Source organism: Escherichia sp. R1 (assembly GCF_003000935.1).
GTDB lineage: Bacteria > Pseudomonadota > Gammaproteobacteria > Enterobacterales > Enterobacteriaceae > Escherichia > Escherichia coli.
Genome location: NZ_PSRU01000025.1, coordinates 20,540 through 41,783, shown reverse-complemented (window position 1 = coordinate 41,783; position 21,244 = coordinate 20,540). Strand labels below are relative to the sequence as shown.

The window sequence follows — 21,244 nt, the reverse complement described above, 5'->3', positions numbered from 1 at the left end:
TCGAATCTGAAGTGTACATTCTGTCCAAAGATGAAGGCGGTCGTCATACTCCGTTCTTCAAAGGCTACCGTCCGCAGTTCTACTTCCGTACTACTGACGTGACTGGTACCATCGAACTGCCGGAAGGCGTAGAGATGGTAATGCCGGGCGACAACATCAAAATGGTTGTTACCCTGATCCACCCGATCGCGATGGACGACGGTCTGCGTTTCGCAATCCGTGAAGGCGGCCGTACCGTTGGCGCGGGCGTTGTTGCTAAAGTTCTGGGCTAATTACACGTTAATTAGTTTTGAATTGAAAAGGGCGCTTCGGCGCCCTTTTTGCATTTGTTGACTGCATATCTTATTCGTACTGTCAGAACGAATAAATTATTCATATTTAAAATATCAATTCAATTTAATATTTTAAATATGAATGTTTCTGTTTTTAAAATGCTTCATTTGTCAGGCTTTTTTCTTATTTTTAATGCCGCACTTTAATTCATATTGAAGGGTTCTCGTAAAACGTAAATAATTCCTGCGTAGGACTTTTGTTTTGCAGTTTTTACGTTACAAGGGATTATAATGAAATTAAATATATTTACTAAATCTATGATTGGTATGGGGCTGGTGTGTTCCGCTCTGCCAGCATTGGCAATGGAAGCATGGAATAACCAACAAGGTGGTAATAAATATCAGGTTATTTTCGATGGCAAAATTTATGAAAATGCCTGGTGGGTTTCTTCTACAAATTGCCCGGGAAAAGCGAAAGCAAATGATGCAACTAACCCGTGGCGTTTAAAGCGTACCGCAACAGCTGCTGAAATTAGTCAGTTTGGCAATACACTTTCCTGCGAAAAGAGCGGCAGCTCATCTTCTTCAAATTCAAATACGCCAGCATCTAATACGCCTGCTAATGGCGGTTCGGCTACACCAGCACAGGGCACTGTTCCGTCTAATTCTTCTGTAGTTGCCTGGAATAAACAGCAGGGCGGTCAAACCTGGTATGTCGTCTTTAATGGTGCGGTATATAAAAATGCCTGGTGGGTAGCCTCTTCTAACTGCCCGGGTGATGCGAAAGGCAATGATGCCAGCAACCCATGGCGTTATGTTCGTGCCGCTACGGCAACGGAAATCTCAGAAACCAGTAATCCACAGTCTTGTACTTCAGCACCACAGCCTGCACCGGATGTGAAACCGGCACCGGACGTTAAACCGGCTCCTGATGTTCAGCCAGCCCCAGCTGATAAGTCAAACGACAACTATGCTGTCGTAGCCTGGAAAGGTCAGGAAGGTTCTTCTACATGGTACGTTATCTACAACGGCGGCATTTATAAGAATGCCTGGTGGGTGGGCGCGGCAAATTGCCCAGGCGATGCGAAAGAAAACGATGCCAGCAACCCATGGCGTTATGTTCGCGCGGCAACGGCAACAGAAATCACTCAGTATGGTAACCCAGGCTCCTGTTCCGTTAAGCCGGATAATAATGGCGGTGCTGTGACTCCGGTTGATCCAACTCCGGAAACACCGGAAACTCCAGTTACTCCAACTCCGGATAACAACGAGCCATCAACACCAGCGGATAGCAGTAACGATTACTCACTGCAGGCGTGGAGTGGCCAGGAAGGCAGCGAAATTTACCATGTTATCTTCAATGGTAATGTTTATCAGAATGCCTGGTGGGTTGGTTCTGAAGATTGCCCGCGTGGCACCAGTGTAGAAAACTCCAATAACCCATGGCGCCTCGTGCGTACAGCTACCGCTGCGGAAATGAGTCAGTACGGTAACCCGACTACCTGTGAAATTGATAATGGCGGCGTCATTATTGCGAATGGTTTCCAGGCCAGCAAAGCGTACAGCGCGAACAGCATCGTAGATTATAACGATGCACATTATAAAACCTCTGTCGATCAAGACGCATGGGGCTTTGTCCCCGGCGGCGATAACCCGTGGAAGAAATACGAACCGGCGAAAGCATGGTCCGCTTCCACCGTGTACGTGAAAGGTGATCGCGTTGTTGTTGATGGGCAGGCTTATGAAGCGCTGTTCTGGACGCAAAGTGACAACCCTGCTCTGGTTGCGAACCAAAACGCCACCGGTAGCAATAGTCGCCCGTGGAAGCCGTTAGGTAAGACTCAGAGCTATAGCAACGAAGAGCTGAATAATGCGCCGCAGTTTAATCCAGAAACGCTTTATGCCAGTGATACGCTGATTCGCTTTAACGGTGAGAACTACATTTCTCAGAGTAAAGTGCAGAAAGTTTCTCCTTCTGACAGCAACCCGTGGCGTGTTTTTGTTGACTGGACCGGAACCAAAGAGCGCGTAGGTACGCCGAAGAAAGCGTGGCCGAAACACGTTTATGCACCGTATGTCGACTTTACGCTGAATACGATCCCGGATTTGGCTGCGCTGGCTAAGAATCATAACGTCAACCACTTCACGCTGGCGTTTGTGGTGAGTAAAGATGCGAACACCTGTCTACCGACATGGGGTACCGCTTACGGTATGCAGAATTACGCTCAGTACAGCAAAATCAAAGCTCTGCGTGAGGCTGGCGGTGATGTGATGCTGTCTATCGGTGGTGCTAATAATGCCCCGCTGGCAGCTTCCTGTAAGAACGTTGACGATCTAATGCAGCATTATTATGACATCGTTGATAACCTGAACCTCAGAGTCCTGGACTTCGATATCGAAGGCACCTGGGTTGCGGATCAGGCATCTATTGAACGTCGTAACCTTGCTGTGAAGAAAGTGCAGGATAAATGGAAGTCAGAAGGCAAAGATATTGCTATCTGGTATACCTTGCCAATTCTGCCGACAGGCCTGACGCCGGAAGGGATGAATGTCCTGAGCGATGCCAAAGCGAAAGGTGTTGAGCTGGCGGGTGTGAACGTGATGACAATGGACTACGGTAACGCTATTTGTCAGTCTGCAAACACCGAAGGCCAGAACATCCACGGTAAGTGTGCAACGTCTGCGATTGCCAACCTGCATGCGCAGCTGAAAGGCCTCTATGGCAATAAGAGTGATGCAGAAATTGACGCCATGATGGGTACCACGCCGATGGTTGGCGTGAACGACGTTCAGGGTGAGGTGTTCTATCTCTCTGATGCTCGTCTGGTCATGCAGGATGCGCAGAAGCGTAATCTCGGTATGGTTGGTATCTGGTCAATCGCGCGCGACCTGCCGGGCGGCACTAACCTGTCTCCGGAATTCCACGGTCTGACTAAAGAACAGGCTCCGAAGTACGCATTTAGCGAAATCTTCGCGCCGTTTACTAAGCAATAAATGTGTTGGCGATACCTTCCGGTATCGCCGCATTTTTTGTCAATGGGCTACTTTTGGTAGCCCATTATTTTTATTCATATTTCTATTCTTTGCTTAAAAAAGAGTCTTTCTGTAATTGAAATAAGAACTATTTTCATTTACTTTTGAAGAAAGTATACGGGAGTCTCTATGTACGTTTGTCTTTGTAATGGTATCAGCGATAAAAAAATTCGTCAGGCTGTGCGCCAGTTTTCCCCCCACTCGTTCCAGCAATTAAAAAAATTCATTCCGGTCGGCAATCAGTGCGGTAAATGTGTCCGGGCCGCGCGTGAAGTGATGGAGGATGAATTAATGCAACTGCCGGAGTTTAAGGAGTCCGCATAAACGGAGTGTGTTTTTTGACTTACTCGTAAGCCGTTCTACGCTTCAAAGAGTGGAAGCGAAGGAGTCAAAAAATGAAAGGTGATACTAAAGTTATAAATTATCTCAACAAACTGTTGGGAAATGAGCTTGTCGCAATCAATCAGTACTTTCTTCATGCCCGGATGTTTAAAAACTGGGGTCTCAAACGTCTCAATGATGTGGAGTATCATGAATCCATTGATGAGATGAAACACGCCGATCGTTATATTGAGCGCATTCTTTTTCTGGAAGGTCTTCCAAACTTACAGGACCTGGGCAAACTGAACATTGGTGAAGATGTTGAGGAAATGCTGCGTTCTGATCTGGCACTTGAGCTGGATGGCGCGAAGAATTTGCGTGAGGCAATTGGTTATGCCGATAGCGTTCATGATTACGTCAGCCGCGATATGATGATAGAAATTTTGCGCGATGAAGAAGGCCATATCGACTGGCTGGAAACGGAACTTGATCTGATTCAGAAGATGGGACTGCAAAATTATCTGCAAGCACAGATTCGCGAAGAAGGTTGAGCCGTGTCGGGAGGGAGAACCCTCCCGGTTAATAAGAGATCCAGGCCAGATATCCCAGGTTTATCATGCTGCCGAGCGCAAGCCACGGGCCGAATGCGATAGTGGTTATAGTCCGGCGTTGCAGAAGTTGTGAAACGATGGCGTAACCAATGCCACCCAGCGAGGCAATCAGCAGTATCATTGGCAACGTTTGCCAGCCACACCACGCGCCTGCAGCGGCCAGTAGCTTGAAATCACCGTAGCCCAATCCCTCTTTGTGACAAACTAACCAGACGCCCCAGTAAACACACCACAGCACCCCATAGCCAGCGACCGCGCCATAAACCGCATCATGTAAATCAATTAATCCAGACTGCGCATTAAATACCAAGCCAAGCCAGAGCAGCGGTAAGGTGAGTTTGTCGGGCAGGAGCTGAGTGCGAAAATCAATAACACTGAGCGTGAGTGCGAAACAGAAATAGAGAAAGAGTGCGCCAGTCACAATGGGCGTGAAAGGTGCCAGGGCGCAGGCGATAGCAGCAGCAACGCAAAGTATCAGGGGCACTGTATCATGCCAGGCATATTTTTTTTGCCAGAAATGAACCAATACCTGGCGAAACGTTAACGCCGTTTTATCCTCCAAAGGCGAGAGGTGATAGGCCATGACATTAACAAAATAACCTGCAATAAAACCAACCAGAATGAAGAGCGGCAGTAGCATTGTCATTATTGTTGCTCCCTGAAGGACAAATGCTTGAGGGTGATCTCTTCGTTTCCGGCAAGAGTAAACTGAAGGTCTTCAATAACAATACCGTATGTTATCTGTGCCGTAGTGAGCCAGCGGGAGACGTTTTCGAGGGGAGCTGTGACAGGGTTAATTGTCAGAGTATTGTCCGGACCGTTTTCCAGCGTGATAGTCAAATTCTCACGTTTTGCTTCTTCGAGAAGGATATTTTTGATGGGCTGCGTAAGCGCTGGATGACCGAGTAAACCATGGGTGCTCGCTTGATCCTGCATCCATTTGATGTCCTTCTTAATTTTTTGCGCGTGGGACTGATGCTCTTCAATGTAGGTATCTATCGGTTTTATCACCGCAAGCCAACAAAAAACGCCGAGCGAGAGAACCGCCAATGCCGCAACGATCTGTTTTTCCGATGTGGATTTTTCTGCCCACCATGATTTAATCATTTCCCTGAGTTCCTTACTGTCCATACACCACTGACCGGATCTTTTTCTGTTTTTTCCATCGGAAGCCAGGACTGTGTTAACTCACAGAAACGATCGATATTGGCTTCACTCTTAGCACTCATTTTTAAGGTCAGCGACTTTTGCCTCTGGCTATAGTTCGCCTCCATTAACTGCAGTTAATGGTGTTCAAGCAGAAGTGTTTGTAAATGATAGAGCAACGGTACAGCTTCAGGATATTGCTGAGCGAGTTGCTGCTTAAAGTAAAAACGAAAGTTGTGGGTGTGTTTGATCTGCGGGAAATAACGTTGCCAGGTTTCTTGCTGTTGTTGCTGAAGTTGATCTTCAATCTTAAGCGTTTGCCAGAACGCGATGCCCCGGCTGCCAACAAAAGAAAGAATGGAGAGAACGAGACAGCTTACTGCCAGGCGGGCGAGCCATTTTCCCGATTTGCTTACAGTTTTCTGTTTACGAAAAACACCATGCAGCATGTCATAGCGCTGGAATGCAATATCGGCAGAATACAAACTCAGTGATGGTATTTCAGGATGCTGGATAAGTGGATTGGCCGCTGCAACGCCGTGAGGCGCTACACCATAACAACGCATATTCTCTGGCGGAAACTGGTTAGCAAGATGCTGTAACCAGTGTTCATCCAGTTCGTTGAAGGCATGTGCGGCACTGCGAATAAGCCAGCTTGTTTGCTGGTTAACCAGAGTCCAGCTATCTACTTCCCAGGGAAGATAGCAGCCATCTGGCAAAACCCGCGTCACGTTGAGTCCGGCAGTATGTAAACGCTCAAGATAACGACTAAATTTCTCCGACTGAATGCCTATCACCTCGACACTTTCGTTTTGTTTATCGACAACCGTCCAGTGCCAATTTTGGCTGGCGTCGGGTAATGTCTCCTCCGCCAACCACTGTAATGTTTGCGCGGTGAGTTTGTATTTGGCGTTGGGCAGCGTGAGGGAACGATATAAAAGACCCTCAGGTGGGATCAAAAGGTGAACATTTCCGGCACCGGGCTGATCGGCCAGCGACTCCAGCGGAAGATCGTCTGTGAGCGTATGTACCGAAGATACGCTATCTGCGGAGAACGTCATCCATTCCCAATGCTTACGCAGCGTCGAGAAAGAACGTATTACCATCAACGATTCAGGCATCACGATCCTTATGATTAGTAGAGTTGCAGCGTACGCCGATAGATTTGGGCGCTCTGCTGTTTACGGTTGAAAAAAATATGGCTTTGCCATCCCTGGGATTGTTCGTCGCTGATACTTTCCGTATTCAGCGTAAAATAGCGGCTATAGGGAAAGAGATGCCCTTTCACCTGAGCAACCAGGGGCTTCACGCCGGAGAAATCCTGCTGCGCCCAGTAAAGAAATGCATCTGTGGTGAGCCAGCCTTCCCTGGGCCTTTTTTGTAATAAGACCCGAGCGTCAGCATCCGTGATGTTATTGAGGAATAATGCTCTGAAGAGCGGAATATCGTTCTCCGTTAGCATATTAAGATTGATGCTAAGTTCCGAGGTCGGGAGAACGCAGACATACGGGATAAGCCGCTGATAGATGTTTTCGGTTATGCCTTTTATCTGACGCAATTCACCGGTCAGAAAAAGCATTTGATTGGCGCTATGGCGAGGCGGCGTTTGGCTTTGGTAAAAGTTATCTTCTGCGCCGTGAAAGCGTGGCGAATCATCGGCATCAATATAGTCAGCGATTGATTGCACGATCTCATCGGTGTTTCCGCGATCGATACCGGCGTTAATCAGCAGGGCACTGAATACCTGGACGGGGAAATCAGGGGAAGCCAGCGGGGCGTCAGAGATTTTTGCTAAGGCATTGAGATTAAAACAGTGCTGGGCATCGCGTAACTGCCACTTCACTGTATTGCCATTTTCCAGCTGCAACTGTTGCGGTTGTGCCCAGTACTGCTGCAACGTGGTTTGTCTGTCGTTATCTTTAACGTCCTGGGTGAGGCTGGCAAGCGCAAGTTTCTCCGCCAGCTCAATATCATATTGCCGTTGCAAATGATGGTTTACCTGGCGGGTTCGATGAAGCTGGCCGTGAAAACTGATCGTCATGTCTGCAGCCAGAGCAGCCATGAGCGCCAGTAACATGAGTACAATGAGCAGTGCTACGCCGCGTTGTTCATTATTCATGGTTATTATTCCCGGCCTGCGTCTGAGCTGGCGACTCTTCTCTCGCTAACTGCTCAGGTAATGCAAAACGGCGCTGTAACGCCCCATATTGCTGAGTCTTCAGATGTAACGTGACTGAGAGAGGAAGCTCCTGGCTTTCTCCGCTGTTACTTTCCAGAAGAAAGCTCTCGACATGTTCCAGCATCGCCTGGGCGGGTTGATCCTTCCTGCCATCCACAGAAGTACGAACAGCACGGTAGAGCGTATGATTTCGCAGATACCAGTGAACAGTGAGTAAGGTTTGTGCTTCACTGAGAGGGGCCAGCGGATCGCGACTTTGCGTGGTAAAAATCGCTTCTTCACCCAACACCATGATTTTGTCCGTACTCCGATTCCGCCGGGCGACCAGTTGCAGGAGATCGTTATCAAGAATGGTGATGGTGCGCTGTAGCTGATTGAACTGCTGGATTTCTTTCTGTGAACGTTGATGCAACTCGGAAGCTTGAGAAAAAATCATAAACGCCAGCACGCTAAGCATTGAGAAAATCGCCAGCGCCGCCATGACTTCCAGCAATGTGAAACCCTGCTGGCGATTAATCATCTTGTGCCTGCCCGGATTTATTATTGATGCTTTGATAGCGCGTAAGCGAGGTTGTCTGACCGCTGGGTAATGTCACCGTTATGGTGTGTTCCAGAAGCGTGCCGTCTTTGCTTGAGTGGATATCGCTGCGCCAGTTCCACTCTTCGCCATTTATTAACTCTTTGCCAGAACTGGACGTGTTTTCCTCGTCGAATGAATCTTGTGACTGAAGCTGGTTATCCGCTATCCACAATGCCAGCGTCTCATTACGCATCCGCTCGATGGCAGTTCGTTGCCCTTGCATACTGCTCATTAAAGTCAGCGCAACAGCGGTGAAAATACTCATCGCCAGTAAGACTTCAAGCAGTGTCATCCCTGATTGTTTGTTCATGGGCGGGTATCTCTGGCGAGCGTTTGATCCAGGGGCCATGAGCCTGAACTGACTAACGTCAGGAGCGGCTTACCGGTCCCGGCATTAGCCATCAACAAAGAGAAGGGCGTGATTTGTCCGTCGGCCACAATCACCACCTGCGGTTGGTTGCTGTCATCAGGTTTAAATGGCTGAAGTTGAATTGAGAGTTCTTCACCCCAGTCATTTTTGCTCTCGTCTGCGGCATCTTCTTGTAATGGAACCCAGCGCCAGGCTGATGGTGTTTTGCCCGGTACCATAATGCGCCATGCTGAATCAGAGAAATGGATACCGACAGGCTGACCACTGAGCGTGGCGCGGTCGATGGCTAATTCAAGTGCAGCGGTAAACCGCGCCGCTGTTTCGCGCGCACGAGTGCTGGCGGCATCCTCCCGACCATATGTGAAGAGCACCACACTTGCCGTGATAGCGACCAGCGCCAGCACCAGCATCATCTCCAGCAGGGTAAACCCGCGTTGCTGATTCATCGCTGACTTACTTTTTCTTCTTGCTCAAACCCCAGTTGGTGATGTCGTCCTCGGTTCCCATTTCACCATCGGGTCCTGCTGAAAGCAGATCGTATGCACCATGCTCACCAGGATTAACGAGGACATAATCATTGCCCCAGGGATCGGCAGGCAGACGCTTGATATAACCTTCCTTGTTATAGTTTGCGGCCAGCGGTGGCAGTGTCGGCGCTTCTACTAAGGATTCAAGCCCCTGATTTGTGGTTGGATAGCGATGATTGTCGAGCTTGTACATATCCAGGGCGTTTTCCAGCGCCACAATATCGCTGACGGCTTTTTGTTTATCCGCCTTTTCTTTATTGCCCATCAGGTTGGGAACCACCAGGCTGGCGAGTACGCCAATGATGACAATTACCACCATAATTTCCAGTAATGTAAAACCGCGTTGCTTATCCGTTGCGCGCATATGATTTCCTTAATTAATCATTGAGTTAAGTTGAAGAAGAGGTTGGAGTACCGACACGACAATAAACAGGACGATCAGTGCCATCGTAATAATGAGTGCTGGCTCGAAGATGGAGAGCGTTAAGGCGATCCGATTTTGTTGGAGTGTCTCCTGGTTATCTGCGGCTCTGACCATTAACGTGCCGAGTTGCCCGCTTTTTTCGCCAGAGGCCACCATGTAGAGCATCATCGGCGGGAAAATTGCGGTTTGTTCCAGTGAAAGATGAATGCTGTTACCCTGGCGAACGTTTTCTGCCGCATTTGCCAGGCGCTGGCGAATTTCGAGGTTGTTGAGGCTTTCGGTGGACAAATTCATCCCATCCAGCAGAGGGACGCCGCTGGATTGCAAAATACTTAAAGTGCGGAGATAGCGTGCGCTGTTAATGGCGCAAATCAGCGGGCCGATGAGCGCAACGCGCAGTAACATGGCATGAAAACGGTGGCGGTTATTGCCGCGTTTTAACCAGAGCCAGAAACCCACAGCGACAATAAATACTGTCGCTAATAATGTCGGGCCGGTACGTTGCAACGTGTCGCTCAGACCTAAAAGAATGCGTGTACTCAGTGGCAGTTGCTGCTTCATATGCACGAACTGTTCGGTAATTTTGGGCACGACAGCAGTGAGGAGAATAATCACGACCACAATCGCCACCGTAGTGAGCATGCAGGGGTAGATCAGTGACTGAATGAGCTTGCTGCGGATTTTCTGCCGGTTTTCATTGTAATCAGCCAGCTTTTCCAACACCGGGGCCAGCAGACCGCTCTTTTCGCCCGCTTTTACCAGGGTACGGTAGAGCGAATCGAAAAGCGTGGGAAAATGTTGTAACGCATCGGAAAGGGGATGCCCTTCAAGGATGGCGCTGCGTACCTGATTTAACACGTCAGCCAGTCGATTATTACTGCTTTGTTGACCAATTACGGCAAGGCTCTCTTCTAGGGGTAATGCCGCTGCGCTTAAGGTTGCCAACTGCCGGGTGAAAAGCGTTAGTTCACTATGGCTGATCCTCGGGCGACGTGTTTTTACTCCCGAACTTTTTTGGGGGCGAATATCCAACAGGAAAAGCCCTTCTTCACGCAGCCGCAGTCGTGCCTGACGTTCATCGTTAGCATCAATGATCCCCTGCAATTTTTGACCATCCTGGGTCATGGCGCGATAGCGATAATTCATGCTTCGTTCTCCAGCGTGGCACTGGCGACGCGCATAACCTCATCCCAGGAGGTGTCACCGCGTATCACTTTTTGCAGGCCATTTTTGATTAAGGCATTGTGTTGTTGCCGGACCAGTCGCTCCAGTGCTTGTTCATCCACATTTTCATGAATAGCGGCCCGCAATTCCGGCGTCACCACCATCATTTCGTGGATCGCCATGCGCCCCTGATAACCGGATTGATGGCAATGAGGGCAACCTACGGGAGTGCCAATTGTTGTCACCGCGAGCTGATGATATTTAAACATCTGCGCTTGTTGCGGCGATACGGGCGTGAATTGTCGGCATTGCGGACACAGACGACGAACCAGACGTTGCGCGATAATCCCTGCCAGTGAAGACGAAAGCAGGAATGATTCGACGCCCATGTCGCGTAGCCGGGTGACTGCGCCTGATGCACTGTTAGTGTGGAGTGTTGAGAGTACCAGATGGCCTGTGAGCGAGGCCTGAACCGCAATTTGCGCGGTTTCTGTATCACGAATTTCCCCCACCATGACGACATCCGGGTCCTGGCGAAGTATGGCGCGCAGGCCGCGAGCGAAAGACATATCCACGCGGGTATTCACCTGCGTTTGTCCTATGCCTTCCAGTTCATATTCCACGGGATCTTCTACCGTCAGAATATTACGGCCAGGGGTATTAAGCGCCGAAAGAATGGCGTAGAGCGTGGTGCTTTTACCGGAGCCTGTCGGCCCTGTTACCAGGATAATACCGTGCGGAAGCTGAATGAGATTTTCTAAATCCTGTTTATCCGCTGCCGTCATCCCCAGGTTGTTCAATGAAAGCTGGAGGCTGTTTTTATCCAGCAGGCGGAGCACAGCGCGTTCACCATAGATGGATGGCAGTGTGGATACGCGGACATCTATGTTACGTCGCCCGATACGCAAACTGATTCTTCCATCCTGTGGAATACGTTTTTCGGCGATATCAAGACGAGCCATGACCTTAATTCGGGAGATAAGCAGTGCCGCCAGTTTTTTGTTGGGCTGTAAAATTGTCCGCAAAACGCCGTCGATGCGAAAACGGATCGACATTGTTTTTTCATAGGTTTCAATGTGGATATCGGAGGCGGTTTCTTTGATGGCCTCACTCAAAATAGCATTGATCAAGCGGATAACCGGTGCCGCTGAATCTTCATTCAGGAGATCTTCATTTGCGGGCATCTCTTCCGAAAGCGAGAGAAGATCGACGGATTGATCGATATCCTGCGCAATCTGTTGCGACTCACCGGTATTCTGATGGAACACCGCTTCCAGTCGGGCTTCAAAATCAGCCTGTGACAAGCTGGTCATGGTCTGGCACTGGCCAACTTGACGTTGAATATCGAGTAACCGTTCGAATGGCGTATCGGCGAGATAAATAATCTCGCCCTCTGAATAGAGATAACCAATTCGTTGTGCCAGCGCCCAACTGGCGGGGTACGGTGAGTGAATTCTCATAAGAATGCCTCACCGTGACGATGGCGCAGGGGCGTGACTGTTGAACGTGTTCTCATTCAGCACCGGCAAATCTTCCGAGCCAACCAACGCTTTTGATTTCCCGTCGATTCGCAGCTGTTGCTCCTGACGGTAGCGGGTGTATTTCTCTTTTGACAGTGAGCGATAAACATCATCGTCACGGATAATCGTCGGGCGGATAAATACCATCAGGTTGCGTTTAGCGCGCTCGGTCGAGGTATAGCGGAAGAGTTGTCCCACTAAAGGAATATCGCCAAGCAGAGGAACCTTTGACACTTGCTCTTTAGAAAAATCATCCAGCAATCCGCCCAGGACCACCGTTTCACCGGTTTTAACCAGCACAGCGTTTTGAATAGTACGGGTGTTAAATGTCGGGCCGAGCGTCGAATTAGACGAAGAGTCAACGCTGGAAACCTCCTGCTCTATTTCGAGCAGTACCGCGTCGCCTTCATTGACCTGCGGAGTGACTTTGAGTTTTGTGCCCACCGTTTTGCGTTCGACAGTATTAAAGACGTTATCCCCAGAAGTGGTCTGAGAGCCGGATAGCACCGGCACATCCTGACCAACGTTGAAGGACGCGAGTTTATTATCCAGCGTTACGATGCTCGGGGTGGCGAGGATGTCATTTTTATTGTTACTGGCCAGCGCAGTCAACAATACGCCCCAGTCGCCATTGAAGAAGCCTGCAGCCATGCCATTGTAGGCGCTAAACATATCCCAGGCAGGATTCGCGCTGGTGATCCCGCCATTCTTTTTATAATCAGCTACACCTTGCGCAGCGTTAAAAACCGGTAATCCCGTATTGGTAAATTGCTGTGCGCCAACGTTTTTATTCGCCCATTGCACGCCGAGGTTGAGTCCATTTCCATCCTGAACTTCGACGATGATTGCCTCAACCAGCACCTGTGCACGGCGAATATCCAGACGCGCAATTACCGTGGCGAGTTTCTCCTGGACGGACTGGTCAGCGGTAATGACCAACGAGTTGGTCTGTTCATCGGCGGTAATGGCCACATTATCCATCGCAGAAGTAGAAGAAGGCTTACGCGAATTCCCTTTTTCATCTTTCAGCTTTTCGGAAACACCGGTTAGCACTTCCACCAGATTCGTGGCTTTAGCATATTTCAGGTAATAGACCCGGGTATTTCCTTCCTCGCTCTCTTCTACATCAAGGCTTTTCAGTAATGAAGTTATGCGCTGGCGTGCTTTTTCCGGCCCGCTGATGATAAGAGAGTTGGTTCGCTTATCCGCCACAATCTTCGCGGAAAGGAGGGCAGGCATCTGGCTTTTACCGTGGCTTTCGCTGATTAATTGATTAAGAATCTCGGCGAGATCTTCCGCTGATGCATATTCCAGATGAATAATTTGCTGCTTCTCTGTGCCGATGACATCAACGCGCTTTATGACTTCAATCAGTTTATTAATGGTGGAGGCACGACCGGTCAGAATAAGAACGTTGGAGGGTTCATAATGCACAACATTACCGACGCTACCCGCATCCATCATCTGGCGGAGCAGGGGAGCCAGGTCACGAGCAGGAACGTTCTCAAGCGGTACGATTCGGGTGACCAACTCATCATCTACGCCTGGACGAGAACTGTCAGCAATCATCCCTGGCGATGTTTTTACATTAGCTGAGCGCACCACTTTCAGAAAACCATTGTCCAGTGTGATCACGGAATAACCGTAAAGATCAAGAATACTTAAAAAGAACTGGTAGTACTCCTGTTGGCTAAACGTATCATTACTGCGTACGGAAATGGTTCCCTGTACCGAAGGGTCGATCAGGATCGTTTTGCCAAGATGCTGACCCACTATTTCCACGAACTGGCGGATATCGGCGTTATTGAAGTTAGCGCCGTATTGTTCGTTCTCAGCGTGTCCTGCACAAGGCATGAGTAGTGCTGCCAGCAAGCAGCAGGTGATTTTATTGAGTCCCTTCATTGCGCTGTCCATTCATTCCTGTAAGTTCCGCGACGGAAACATTTATCAAGCGGGGTACGCCGTTGCGACGAATTGTAAACTGAGCACTTTGTTGAGTTAGCAGTAAACTTAATGCCTGTGAAACCTCATCAGGGTGGGTCAGCGAAAGATTATTGATCCTGAGGGCGATATCCCCAGGTTGCAGCAAGCTGGTGGTAAATGCATTGAGACCCTTACGAGGATTCAATCGAAGACCGTATATCTGTTCTCCATCACGTATAGGTGTGGCGATAATATAATCGGCGAGTACATTTTGATTTTCCGAATCAGGCTGCTTGATGATGTCAGGTAGCCCTGGATGGAGAGTTACTTTTTCGTAATGCCCGTGAGTTTCAAACACAACGCTGGTTTTATTTATTTTTCTAATAAACGTTCCCGGCGCTGACTCAAGGGCTTCGTTGAGGGAGTATCGCTTTTGTTCGTTCCCCTCATTAATTAAGACAAAAGAAGTCTCATCATTCGATGTGAGTACAATGCCATTAAGCGCTATAGAGAGCTTAGGTGTTTCCTGATTAACTGCCACGGGATTTGCATCTTTTACCCCAGCATGATTTTCGTTGCGCCATAAAGCGGCAAGGCTGAATTCAGACTGAAATGCATTTGTTGGTTGATTAATGATCTGTTCATTTTTAACTATAGTTGTATGGAAATAATTCACATTAAAAATAATCAACCCTATGCTTATAAATATAATCAATATATTGATGGCAGCATCTTTATTATGATTCGCCAGATGGAAAGGGAAAGGTAGTGTGGGCACGATGTATGTTCTAATAAAATAGATTGGGTGGGTTGTATATTGACGTTAGTATAAATAGTATTAATGCCGCTTGCATGAATCAAGCAAAATTTATTTATATTAGTAATATGTATTTAATTAATAAATACATACATTATTTTTATGATTAAGGATAATCAATAATTAAAACAGGAAGTTCTATGTCTACGAGAAGAGAAGTCATTCTTTCCTGGTTGCGTGAGAAACGTCAGACCTGGCGTCTGTGCTATTTGTTGGGTGAGGCTGGAAGTGGAAAAACCTGGCTGGCGCAGCAACTACAAAAAGATAAACATCGCCGTGTGATTACTTTAAGCCTCGTTGTTTCCTGGCAAGGTAAGGCCGCATGGATCGTTACCGACGATAATGCGGCTGAACAGGGCTGCCGTGACAGCGCCTGGACGCGAGATGAGATGGCGGGTCAATTACTGCATGCACTTCATCGAACTGATAGTCGCTGCCCTCTTATTATTATTGAAAATGCTCACCTGAATCACCGCCGCATACTTGATGATCTCCAACGCGCGATATCTCTTATTCCTGACGGTCAATTTTTGCTGATCGGCAGACCCGATCGAAAAGTTGAACGTGATTTTAAAAAACAGGGCATTGAACTTGTCTCGACAGGTCGTCTGACGGAGCACGAGCTTAAGGCAAGCATCCTTGAAGGTCAGAATATTGACCAGCCCGATCTCCTTTTAACCGCCAGAGTTCTGAAACGGATAGCTTTATTATGTCGGGGAGATCGCAGAAAGCTGGCGCTTGCCGGCGAAACAATTAGCTTATTACAGCAAGCCGAGCAGACCCGCGTTTTCACTGCAAAACAATGGCGAATGATTTACCGCGTATTAGGTGATAACCGCCCCCGGAAAATGCAGCTTGCCGTGGTGATGAGTGGAACCATTATCGCACTTACCTGTGGTTGGCTACTGCTGTCCTCTTTCACAGCTCCGTTACCCGTTCCTGCGTGGCTGATACCCGTAACGCCAGTAGCTAAACAAGATATGACTAAGGATATTGCCCATGTGGTGATGCGCGATAGTGAGGCGCTAAGCGTGTTATACGGCGTATGGGGGTACGAGGTCCCAGCCGATTCGGCCTGGTGCGATCAGGCAGTAAGAGCGGGGCTGGTATGTAAAAGTGGGAATGCTTCTTTACAAACATTGGTGGATCAGAATTTGCCCTGGATCGCATCGCTTAAAGTCGGGGACAAAAAATTGCCTGTTGTGGTCGTTCGCGTCGGTGATGCTACCGTTGATGTACTCGTAGGGCAGCAAACCTGGACGCTGACACATAAATGGTTTGAGTTGGTATGGACGGGTGATTATCTTCTGTTGTGGAAAATGTCGCCGGAAGGGGAGAGTACCATTACGCGTGATAGCAGCGAGGAAGAGATTCTCTGGCTGGAAACGATGTTAAACCGCGCATTGCATATTTCGACAGAATCTTCGGCAGAGTGGCGTCCCTTGTTGGTAGAAAAAATAAAGCAATTTCAAAAAAGCCATCACTTGAAAACTGACGGTGTTGTTGGCTTTTCAACGTTAGTACATCTCTGGCAGGTGGCGGGGGAGAGTGCCTACTTATATCGGGATGAAGCAAATATTTCCCCAGAAACAACAGTGAAGGGGAAATGACATGTTTGAATTCTATATCGCCGCGCGTGAGCAGAAAGAAACGGGTCACCCTGGTATCTTCTCCCGACAAAAACACAGCACCATAATATATGTCATTTGTTTATTGCTGATTTGCCTGTGGTTTGCAGGAATGGTGTTGGTTGGTGGGTATGCCCGGCAGCTATGGGCACTTTGGATAGTAAAAGCAGAAGTCACTGTAGATGCTGAAACGCCCGCTTTTAAACAATCAACACAACACTATTTTTTCAAAAAACAGCCACTCCCCGTCGTCGAATCCGTCGAGGAGGAAGATGAACCAGGCGTCGCGGTTGAGAATGCCCCCTCTTCTTCTGAAGACGAAGAAAATACTGTAGAAGAAAGCGACGAGAAAGCCGGTTTAAGAGAGCGTGTCAAAAATGCGCTGAACGAACTTGAGAGATAACCCAAAGGCTGTTTACTTTACTAGCAATACGCTTGCGTTCGGTGGTTAAGTATGTATAATGCGCGGGCTTGTCGTAGTTGACAGCAGGTTCAATCTGAACCTCAGTTAGCCGAATTTGGCTACCTAACAATGCTCCCAATCGGGGAGCTACGTAAGAACGGTTACACTCTCCCATCAATCGTAATGGGTCTGAGGAGTAATCATTTTCGTTTATAAAATAATTGGAGCTCTGGTCTCATGCAGAACCAAAGAATCCGTATCCGCCTGAAAGCGTTTGATCATCGTCTGATCGATCAAGCAACCGCGGAAATCGTCGAGACTGCTAAGCGCACTGGTGCGCAGGTCCGTGGTCCGATCCCGCTGCCGACACGCAAAGAGCGCTTCACTGTTCTGATCTCCCCGCACGTCAACAAAGACGCGCGCGATCAGTACGAAATCCGTACTCACTTGCGTCTGGTTGACATCGTTGAGCCAACCGAGAAAACCGTTGATGCTCTGATGCGTCTGGATCTGGCTGCCGGTGTAGACGTGCAGATCAGCCTGGGTTAATCAGGTCATTGAGCGATTGAGAGGTTGAAACAATGATTGGTTTAGTCGGTAAAAAAGTGGGTATGACCCGTATCTTCACAGAAGACGGCGTTTCTATCCCAGTAACCGTAATCGAAGTTGAAGCAAACCGCGTTACTCAGGTTAAAGACCTGGCTAACGATGGCTACCGTGCTATTCAGGTGACCACCGGTGCTAAAAAAGCTAACCGTGTGACCAAGCCTGAAGCTGGACACTTCGCTAAAGCTGGCGTAGAAGCTGGCCGTGGTCTGTGGGAATTCCGCCTGGCTGAAGGCGAAGAGTTCACTGTAGGTCAGAGCATTAGCGTTGAACTGTTTGCTGACGTTAAAAAAGTTGACGTAACTGGCACCTCTAAAGGTAAAGGTTTCGCAGGTACCGTTAAGCGCTGGAACTTCCGTACCCAGGACGCTACTCACGGTAACTCCTTGTCTCACCGCGTTCCGGGTTCTATCGGTCAGAACCAGACTCCGGGCAAAGTGTTCAAAGGCAAGAAAATGGCAGGTCAGATGGGTAACGAACGTGTAACCGTTCAGAGCCTTGACGTAGTACGCGTTGACGCTGAGCGCAACCTGCTGCTGGTTAAAGGCGCTGTCCCGGGTGCAACCGGTAGCGACCTGATCGTTAAACCAGCTGTGAAGGCGTAAGGAGATAGCAATGGAATTAGTATTGAAAGACGCGCAGAGCGCGCTGACTGTTTCCGAAACTACCTTCGGTCGTGATTTCAACGAAGCGCTGGTTCACCAGGTTGTTGTTGCTTATGCAGCTGGTGCTCGTCAGGGTACTCGTGCTCAGAAGACTCGTGCTGAAGTAACTGGTTCCGGTAAAAAACCGTGGCGCCAGAAAGGCACCGGCCGTGCGCGTTCTGGTTCTATCAAGAGCCCGATCTGGCGTTCTGGTGGCGTGACCTTTGCTGCTCGTCCGCAGGACCACAGTCAAAAAGTTAACAAGAAGATGTACCGCGGCGCGCTGAAAAGCATCCTGTCCGAACTGGTACGTCAGGATCGTCTGATCGTTGTCGAGAAGTTCTCTGTAGAAGCGCCGAAAACTAAGCTGCTGGCACAGAAACTGAAAGACATGGCTCTGGAAGATGTGCTGATCATCACCGGTGAGCTGGACGAGAACCTGTTCCTGGCTGCGCGCAACCTGCACAAGGTTGACGTACGCGATGCAACTGGTATCGACCCGGTTAGCCTGATCGCCTTCGACAAAGTCGTAATGACTGCTGATGCTGTTAAGCAAGTTGAGGAGATGCTGGCATGATTCGTGAAGAACGTCTGCTGAAGGTGCTGCGTGCACCGCACGTTTCTGAAAAAGCGTCTACTGCGATGGAAAAATCCAACACCATCGTACTCAAAGTTGCTAAAGACGCGACCAAAGCAGAAATCAAAGCTGCTGTGCAGAAACTGTTTGAAGTCGAAGTCGAAGTCGTTAACACCCTGGTAGTTAAAGGGAAAGTTAAACGTCACGGACAGCGTATCGGTCGTCGTAGCGACTGGAAAAAAGCTTACGTCACCCTGAAAGAAGGCCAGAATCTGGACTTCGTTGGCGGCGCTGAGTAAGTCGGAGGAGTAATACAATGGCAGTTGTTAAATGTAAACCGACATCTCCGGGTCGTCGCCACGTAGTTAAAGTGGTTAACCCTGAGCTGCACAAGGGCAAACCTTTTGCTCCGTTGCTGGAAAAAAACAGCAAATCCGGTGGTCGTAACAACAATGGCCGTATCACCACTCGTCATATCGGTGGTGGCCACAAGCAGGCTTACCGTATTGTTGACTTCAAACGCAACAAAGACGGTATCCCGGCAGTTGTTGAACGTCTTGAGTACGATCCGAACCGTTCCGCGAACATCGCGCTGGTTCTGTACAAAGACGGTGAACGCCGTTACATCCTGGCCCCTAAAGGCCTGAAAGCTGGCGACCAGATTCAGTCTGGCGTTGATGCTGCAATCAAACCAGGTAACACCCTGCCGATGCGCAACATCCCGGTTGGTTCTACTGTTCATAACGTAGAAATGAAACCAGGTAAAGGCGGTCAGCTGGCACGTTCCGCTGGTACTTACGTTCAGATCGTTGCTCGTGATGGTGCTTATGTCACCCTGCGTCTGCGTTCTGGTGAAATGCGTAAAGTAGAAGCAGACTGCCGTGCAACTCTGGGCGAAGTTGGCAATGCTGAGCATATGCTGCGCGTTCTGGGTAAAGCAGGTGCTGCACGCTGGCGTGGTGTTCGTCCGACCGTTCGCGGTACCGCGATGAACCCGGTAGACCACCCACATGGTGGTGGTGAAGGTCGTAACTTTGGTAAGCACCCGGTAACTCCGTGGGGCGTTCAGACCAAAGGTAAGAAGACCCGCAGCAACAAGCGTACTGATAAATTCATCGTACGTCGCCGTAGCAAATAATTTTAGAGGATAAGCCATGCCACGTTCTCTCAAGAAAGGTCCTTTTATTGACCTGCACTTGCTGAAGAAGGTAGAGAAAGCGGTGGAAAGCGGAGACAAGAAGCCCCTGCGCACTTGGTCCCGTCGTTCAACGATCTTTCCTAACATGATCGGTTTGACCATCGCTGTCCATAATGGTCGTCAGCACGTTCCGGTATTTGTAACCGACGAAATGGTCGGTCACAAACTGGGTGAATTCGCACCGACTCGTACTTATCGCGGCCACGCTGCTGATAAAAAAGCGAAGAAGAAATAAGGTAGGAGGAAGAGATGGAAACTATCGCTAAACATCGCCATGCTCGTTCTTCTGCTCAGAAGGTTCGCCTTGTTGCTGACCTGATTCGCGGTAAGAAAGTGTCGCAGGCTCTGGATATTTTGACCTACACCAACAAGAAAGCGGCTGTACTGGTCAAGAAAGTTCTGGAATCTGCCATTGCTAACGCTGAACACAACGATGGCGCTGACATTGACGATCTGAAAGTTACGAAAATTTTCGTAGACGAAGGCCCGAGCATGAAGCGCATTATGCCGCGTGCAAAAGGTCGTGCAGATCGCATCCTGAAGCGCACCAGCCACATCACTGTGGTTGTGTCCGATCGCTGAGACTCTGGAGACTAGCAATGGGTCAGAAAGTACATCCTAATGGTATTCGCCTGGGTATTGTAAAACCATGGAACTCTACCTGGTTTGCGAACACCAAAGAATTCGCTGACAACCTGGACAGCGATTTTAAAGTACGTCAGTACCTGACTAAGGAACTGGCTAAAGCGTCCGTATCTCGTATCGTTATCGAGCGTCCGGCTAAGAGCATCCGTGTAACCATTCACACTGCTCGCCCGGGTATCGTTATCGGTAAAAAAGGTGAAGACGTAGAAAAACTGCGTAAGGTCGTAGCGGACATCGCTGGCGTTCCTGCACAGATCAACATCGCCGAAGTTCGTAAGCCTGAACTGGACGCAAAACTGGTTGCTGACAGCATCACTTCTCAGCTGGAACGTCGCGTTATGTTCCGTCGTGCTATGAAGCGTGCTGTACAGAACGCAATGCGTCTGGGCGCTAAAGGTATTAAAGTTGAAGTTAGCGGCCGTCTGGGCGGCGCGGAAATCGCACGTACCGAATGGTACCGCGAAGGTCGCGTACCGCTGCACACTCTGCGTGCTGACATCGACTACAACACCTCTGAAGCGCACACCACTTACGGTGTAATCGGCGTTAAAGTGTGGATCTTCAAAGGCGAGATCCTGGGTGGTATGGCTGCTGTTGAACAACCGGAAAAACCGGCTGCTCAGCCTAAAAAGCAGCAGCGTAAAGGCCGTAAATAA

24 protein-coding genes and 2 pseudogenes are annotated in these 21,244 nt (G+C 49.1%); 14 read left to right on the top strand and 12 right to left on the bottom strand.

Annotation, left to right across the window (positions count from 1 at the left end):
• From tuf to bfr, 4 genes and pseudogenes are all read left to right on the top strand, one after another.
• Nucleotides 1-272: pseudogene (gene tuf / locus C4F37_RS23890) on the top strand (elongation factor Tu); the annotation flags it as partial.
• A gap of 291 nt (nucleotides 273-563) precedes the next feature.
• A complete protein-coding gene (chiA, locus tag C4F37_RS23880) occupies nucleotides 564-3,266 on the top strand; it encodes a bifunctional chitinase/lysozyme (protein ID WP_000773146.1) in 2,703 nt (900 codons plus the stop codon).
• Nucleotides 3,267-3,434: 168 nt separating this feature from the next.
• Nucleotides 3,435-3,629 (top strand): bacterioferritin-associated ferredoxin, encoded by a 195-nt coding sequence (gene bfd, locus C4F37_RS23875; RefSeq protein WP_000289085.1) that lies wholly within the window; start codon nucleotides 3,435-3,437, stop codon nucleotides 3,627-3,629.
• 71 nt (nucleotides 3,630-3,700) lie between these two features.
• Nucleotides 3,701-4,177: a bacterioferritin gene (bfr, locus tag C4F37_RS23870; protein ID WP_000675504.1), complete on the top strand. Its 477-nt coding sequence runs from the start codon at nucleotides 3,701-3,703 to the stop codon at nucleotides 4,175-4,177.
• A gap of 28 nt (nucleotides 4,178-4,205) precedes the next feature.
• Here the strand turns inward: bfr and gspO are convergent, their stop codons facing one another.
• The 12 genes and pseudogenes from gspO to gspC form a co-directional block, all read right to left on the bottom strand.
• Nucleotides 4,206-4,883 carry a prepilin peptidase GspO gene (gene gspO / locus C4F37_RS23865; RefSeq protein WP_000178175.1) on the bottom strand — a complete coding sequence of 226 codons (678 nt, stop codon included), beginning with the start codon at nucleotides 4,881-4,883 and terminating at the stop codon, nucleotides 4,206-4,208.
• Nucleotides 4,883-5,344, bottom strand: a complete 462-nt coding sequence (gene gspM / locus C4F37_RS23860) for a type II secretion system protein GspM (protein ID WP_001298207.1) — start codon at nucleotides 5,342-5,344, stop codon at nucleotides 4,883-4,885. The genes gspO and gspM overlap by 1 nt, the downstream gene beginning before the upstream one ends.
• Nucleotides 5,341-6,504: pseudogene (gene gspL, locus C4F37_RS23855) on the bottom strand (type II secretion system protein GspL). Before gspL ends, gspM begins: the two are co-directional and overlap by 4 nt.
• Nucleotides 6,505-6,518: 14 nt before the next feature.
• A complete protein-coding gene (gene gspK, locus C4F37_RS23850) occupies nucleotides 6,519-7,502 on the bottom strand; it encodes a type II secretion system minor pseudopilin GspK (protein ID WP_001058513.1) in 984 nt (327 codons plus the stop codon).
• Nucleotides 7,495-8,082, bottom strand: coding sequence for a type II secretion system minor pseudopilin GspJ (gene gspJ / locus C4F37_RS23845; protein ID WP_000610632.1), 588 nt, complete (start codon nucleotides 8,080-8,082; stop codon nucleotides 7,495-7,497). The genes gspK and gspJ overlap by 8 nt, the downstream gene beginning before the upstream one ends.
• Nucleotides 8,075-8,452, bottom strand: a complete 378-nt coding sequence (gspI, locus tag C4F37_RS23840) for a type II secretion system minor pseudopilin GspI (RefSeq protein WP_001041748.1) — start codon at nucleotides 8,450-8,452, stop codon at nucleotides 8,075-8,077. The genes gspJ and gspI overlap by 8 nt, the downstream gene beginning before the upstream one ends.
• On the bottom strand, nucleotides 8,449-8,958 hold the full coding sequence (gene gspH, locus C4F37_RS23835) for a type II secretion system minor pseudopilin GspH (RefSeq protein ID WP_001539909.1): 510 nt from the start codon (nucleotides 8,956-8,958) through the stop codon (nucleotides 8,449-8,451). Before gspH ends, gspI begins: the two co-directional genes overlap by 4 nt.
• A 7-nt stretch (nucleotides 8,959-8,965) precedes the next feature.
• Nucleotides 8,966-9,403: a type II secretion system major pseudopilin GspG gene (gspG, locus tag C4F37_RS23830; protein WP_001202877.1), complete on the bottom strand. Its 438-nt coding sequence runs from the start codon at nucleotides 9,401-9,403 to the stop codon at nucleotides 8,966-8,968.
• Nucleotides 9,404-9,412: 9 nt separating this feature from the next.
• A complete protein-coding gene (gspF, locus tag C4F37_RS23825; protein WP_001109576.1) occupies nucleotides 9,413-10,609 on the bottom strand; it encodes a type II secretion system inner membrane protein GspF in 1,197 nt (398 codons plus the stop codon).
• The gene (gene gspE, locus C4F37_RS23820) at nucleotides 10,606-12,087 is read right to left on the bottom strand and encodes a type II secretion system ATPase GspE (protein WP_001219895.1); all 1,482 of its coding nucleotides are present in this window, start codon (nucleotides 12,085-12,087) and stop codon (nucleotides 10,606-10,608) included. The genes gspF and gspE overlap by 4 nt, the downstream gene beginning before the upstream one ends.
• 9 nt (nucleotides 12,088-12,096) lie before the next feature.
• Nucleotides 12,097-14,049: a type II secretion system secretin GspD gene (gspD, locus tag C4F37_RS23815; protein WP_001774055.1), complete on the bottom strand. Its 1,953-nt coding sequence runs from the start codon at nucleotides 14,047-14,049 to the stop codon at nucleotides 12,097-12,099.
• Entirely contained in the window at nucleotides 14,033-14,848 is an 816-nt protein-coding gene (gspC, locus tag C4F37_RS23810; RefSeq protein ID WP_001142674.1) for a type II secretion system protein GspC, read from the bottom strand. Before gspC ends, gspD begins: the two co-directional genes overlap by 17 nt.
• A gap of 179 nt (nucleotides 14,849-15,027) precedes the next feature.
• Between gspC and gspA the strand changes: the two genes are divergently transcribed.
• From gspA to rpsC, 10 genes are all read left to right on the top strand, one after another.
• Nucleotides 15,028-16,497, top strand: a complete 1,470-nt coding sequence (gene gspA, locus C4F37_RS23805) for a type II secretion system protein GspA (protein WP_000107589.1) — start codon at nucleotides 15,028-15,030, stop codon at nucleotides 16,495-16,497.
• Nucleotide 16,498: 1 nt separating this feature from the next.
• Entirely contained in the window at nucleotides 16,499-16,918 is a 420-nt protein-coding gene (gspB, locus tag C4F37_RS23800; protein WP_000461443.1) for a putative general secretion pathway protein GspB, read from the top strand.
• 237 nt (nucleotides 16,919-17,155) lie between these two features.
• Nucleotides 17,156-17,467, top strand: coding sequence for a 30S ribosomal protein S10 (rpsJ, locus tag C4F37_RS23795; protein WP_001181004.1), 312 nt, complete (start codon nucleotides 17,156-17,158; stop codon nucleotides 17,465-17,467).
• Between the two features lie 32 nt (nucleotides 17,468-17,499).
• Nucleotides 17,500-18,129, top strand: coding sequence for a 50S ribosomal protein L3 (gene rplC / locus C4F37_RS23790; RefSeq protein ID WP_000579833.1), 630 nt, complete (start codon nucleotides 17,500-17,502; stop codon nucleotides 18,127-18,129).
• Nucleotides 18,130-18,139: 10 nt separating this feature from the next.
• The gene (rplD, locus tag C4F37_RS23785; RefSeq protein ID WP_000424395.1) at nucleotides 18,140-18,745 is read left to right on the top strand and encodes a 50S ribosomal protein L4; all 606 of its coding nucleotides are present in this window, start codon (nucleotides 18,140-18,142) and stop codon (nucleotides 18,743-18,745) included.
• The gene (rplW, locus tag C4F37_RS23780; protein WP_000617544.1) at nucleotides 18,742-19,044 is read left to right on the top strand and encodes a 50S ribosomal protein L23; all 303 of its coding nucleotides are present in this window, start codon (nucleotides 18,742-18,744) and stop codon (nucleotides 19,042-19,044) included. The genes rplD and rplW overlap by 4 nt, the downstream gene beginning before the upstream one ends.
• Nucleotides 19,045-19,061: 17 nt before the next feature.
• On the top strand, nucleotides 19,062-19,883 hold the full coding sequence (rplB, locus tag C4F37_RS23775; protein ID WP_000301864.1) for a 50S ribosomal protein L2: 822 nt from the start codon (nucleotides 19,062-19,064) through the stop codon (nucleotides 19,881-19,883).
• Between the two features lie 16 nt (nucleotides 19,884-19,899).
• Nucleotides 19,900-20,178: a 30S ribosomal protein S19 gene (gene rpsS / locus C4F37_RS23770; RefSeq protein WP_001138117.1), complete on the top strand. Its 279-nt coding sequence runs from the start codon at nucleotides 19,900-19,902 to the stop codon at nucleotides 20,176-20,178.
• Between the two features lie 14 nt (nucleotides 20,179-20,192).
• Nucleotides 20,193-20,525 carry a 50S ribosomal protein L22 gene (gene rplV / locus C4F37_RS23765; RefSeq protein WP_000447529.1) on the top strand — a complete coding sequence of 111 codons (333 nt, stop codon included), beginning with the start codon at nucleotides 20,193-20,195 and terminating at the stop codon, nucleotides 20,523-20,525.
• A 17-nt stretch (nucleotides 20,526-20,542) separates the two neighbouring features.
• The gene (gene rpsC / locus C4F37_RS23760) at nucleotides 20,543-21,244 is read left to right on the top strand and encodes a 30S ribosomal protein S3 (protein ID WP_000529945.1); all 702 of its coding nucleotides are present in this window, start codon (nucleotides 20,543-20,545) and stop codon (nucleotides 21,242-21,244) included.

Bases quoted from the DNA above. Each gene is read 5' to 3' on its own strand.
- rplC (WP_000579833.1), top strand. From the start codon at position 17,500: ATGATTGGTTTAGTCGGTAAAAAAGTGGGTATGACCCGTATCTTCACA.
- gspG (WP_001202877.1), bottom strand. From the start codon at position 9,403: ATGCGCGCAACGGATAAGCAACGCGGTTTTACATTACTGGAAATTATG.
- rplW (WP_000617544.1), top strand. From the start codon at position 18,742: ATGATTCGTGAAGAACGTCTGCTGAAGGTGCTGCGTGCACCGCACGTT.
- rpsJ (WP_001181004.1), top strand. From the start codon at position 17,156: ATGCAGAACCAAAGAATCCGTATCCGCCTGAAAGCGTTTGATCATCGT.
- bfr (WP_000675504.1), top strand. From the start codon at position 3,701: ATGAAAGGTGATACTAAAGTTATAAATTATCTCAACAAACTGTTGGGA.
- gspF (WP_001109576.1), bottom strand. From the start codon at position 10,609: ATGAATTATCGCTATCGCGCCATGACCCAGGATGGTCAAAAATTGCAG.
- gspI (WP_001041748.1), bottom strand. From the start codon at position 8,452: ATGAACAAACAATCAGGGATGACACTGCTTGAAGTCTTACTGGCGATG.
- gspH (WP_001539909.1), bottom strand. From the start codon at position 8,958: ATGAATCAGCAACGCGGGTTTACCCTGCTGGAGATGATGCTGGTGCTG.
- rpsS (WP_001138117.1), top strand. From the start codon at position 19,900: ATGCCACGTTCTCTCAAGAAAGGTCCTTTTATTGACCTGCACTTGCTG.
- gspO (WP_000178175.1), bottom strand. From the start codon at position 4,883: ATGACAATGCTACTGCCGCTCTTCATTCTGGTTGGTTTTATTGCAGGT.
- rplV (WP_000447529.1), top strand. From the start codon at position 20,193: ATGGAAACTATCGCTAAACATCGCCATGCTCGTTCTTCTGCTCAGAAG.
- gspM (WP_001298207.1), bottom strand. From the start codon at position 5,344: ATGATTAAATCATGGTGGGCAGAAAAATCCACATCGGAAAAACAGATC.
- rplD (WP_000424395.1), top strand. From the start codon at position 18,140: ATGGAATTAGTATTGAAAGACGCGCAGAGCGCGCTGACTGTTTCCGAA.
- gspB (WP_000461443.1), top strand. From the start codon at position 16,499: ATGTTTGAATTCTATATCGCCGCGCGTGAGCAGAAAGAAACGGGTCAC.
- gspJ (WP_000610632.1), bottom strand. From the start codon at position 8,082: ATGATTAATCGCCAGCAGGGTTTCACATTGCTGGAAGTCATGGCGGCG.
- rpsC (WP_000529945.1), top strand. From the start codon at position 20,543: ATGGGTCAGAAAGTACATCCTAATGGTATTCGCCTGGGTATTGTAAAA.
- gspE (WP_001219895.1), bottom strand. From the start codon at position 12,087: ATGAGAATTCACTCACCGTACCCCGCCAGTTGGGCGCTGGCACAACGA.
- rplB (WP_000301864.1), top strand. From the start codon at position 19,062: ATGGCAGTTGTTAAATGTAAACCGACATCTCCGGGTCGTCGCCACGTA.
- gspA (WP_000107589.1), top strand. From the start codon at position 15,028: ATGTCTACGAGAAGAGAAGTCATTCTTTCCTGGTTGCGTGAGAAACGT.
- chiA (WP_000773146.1), top strand. From the start codon at position 564: ATGAAATTAAATATATTTACTAAATCTATGATTGGTATGGGGCTGGTG.
- gspK (WP_001058513.1), bottom strand. From the start codon at position 7,502: ATGAATAATGAACAACGCGGCGTAGCACTGCTCATTGTACTCATGTTA.
- bfd (WP_000289085.1), top strand. From the start codon at position 3,435: ATGTACGTTTGTCTTTGTAATGGTATCAGCGATAAAAAAATTCGTCAG.
- gspD (WP_001774055.1), bottom strand. From the start codon at position 14,049: ATGAAGGGACTCAATAAAATCACCTGCTGCTTGCTGGCAGCACTACTC.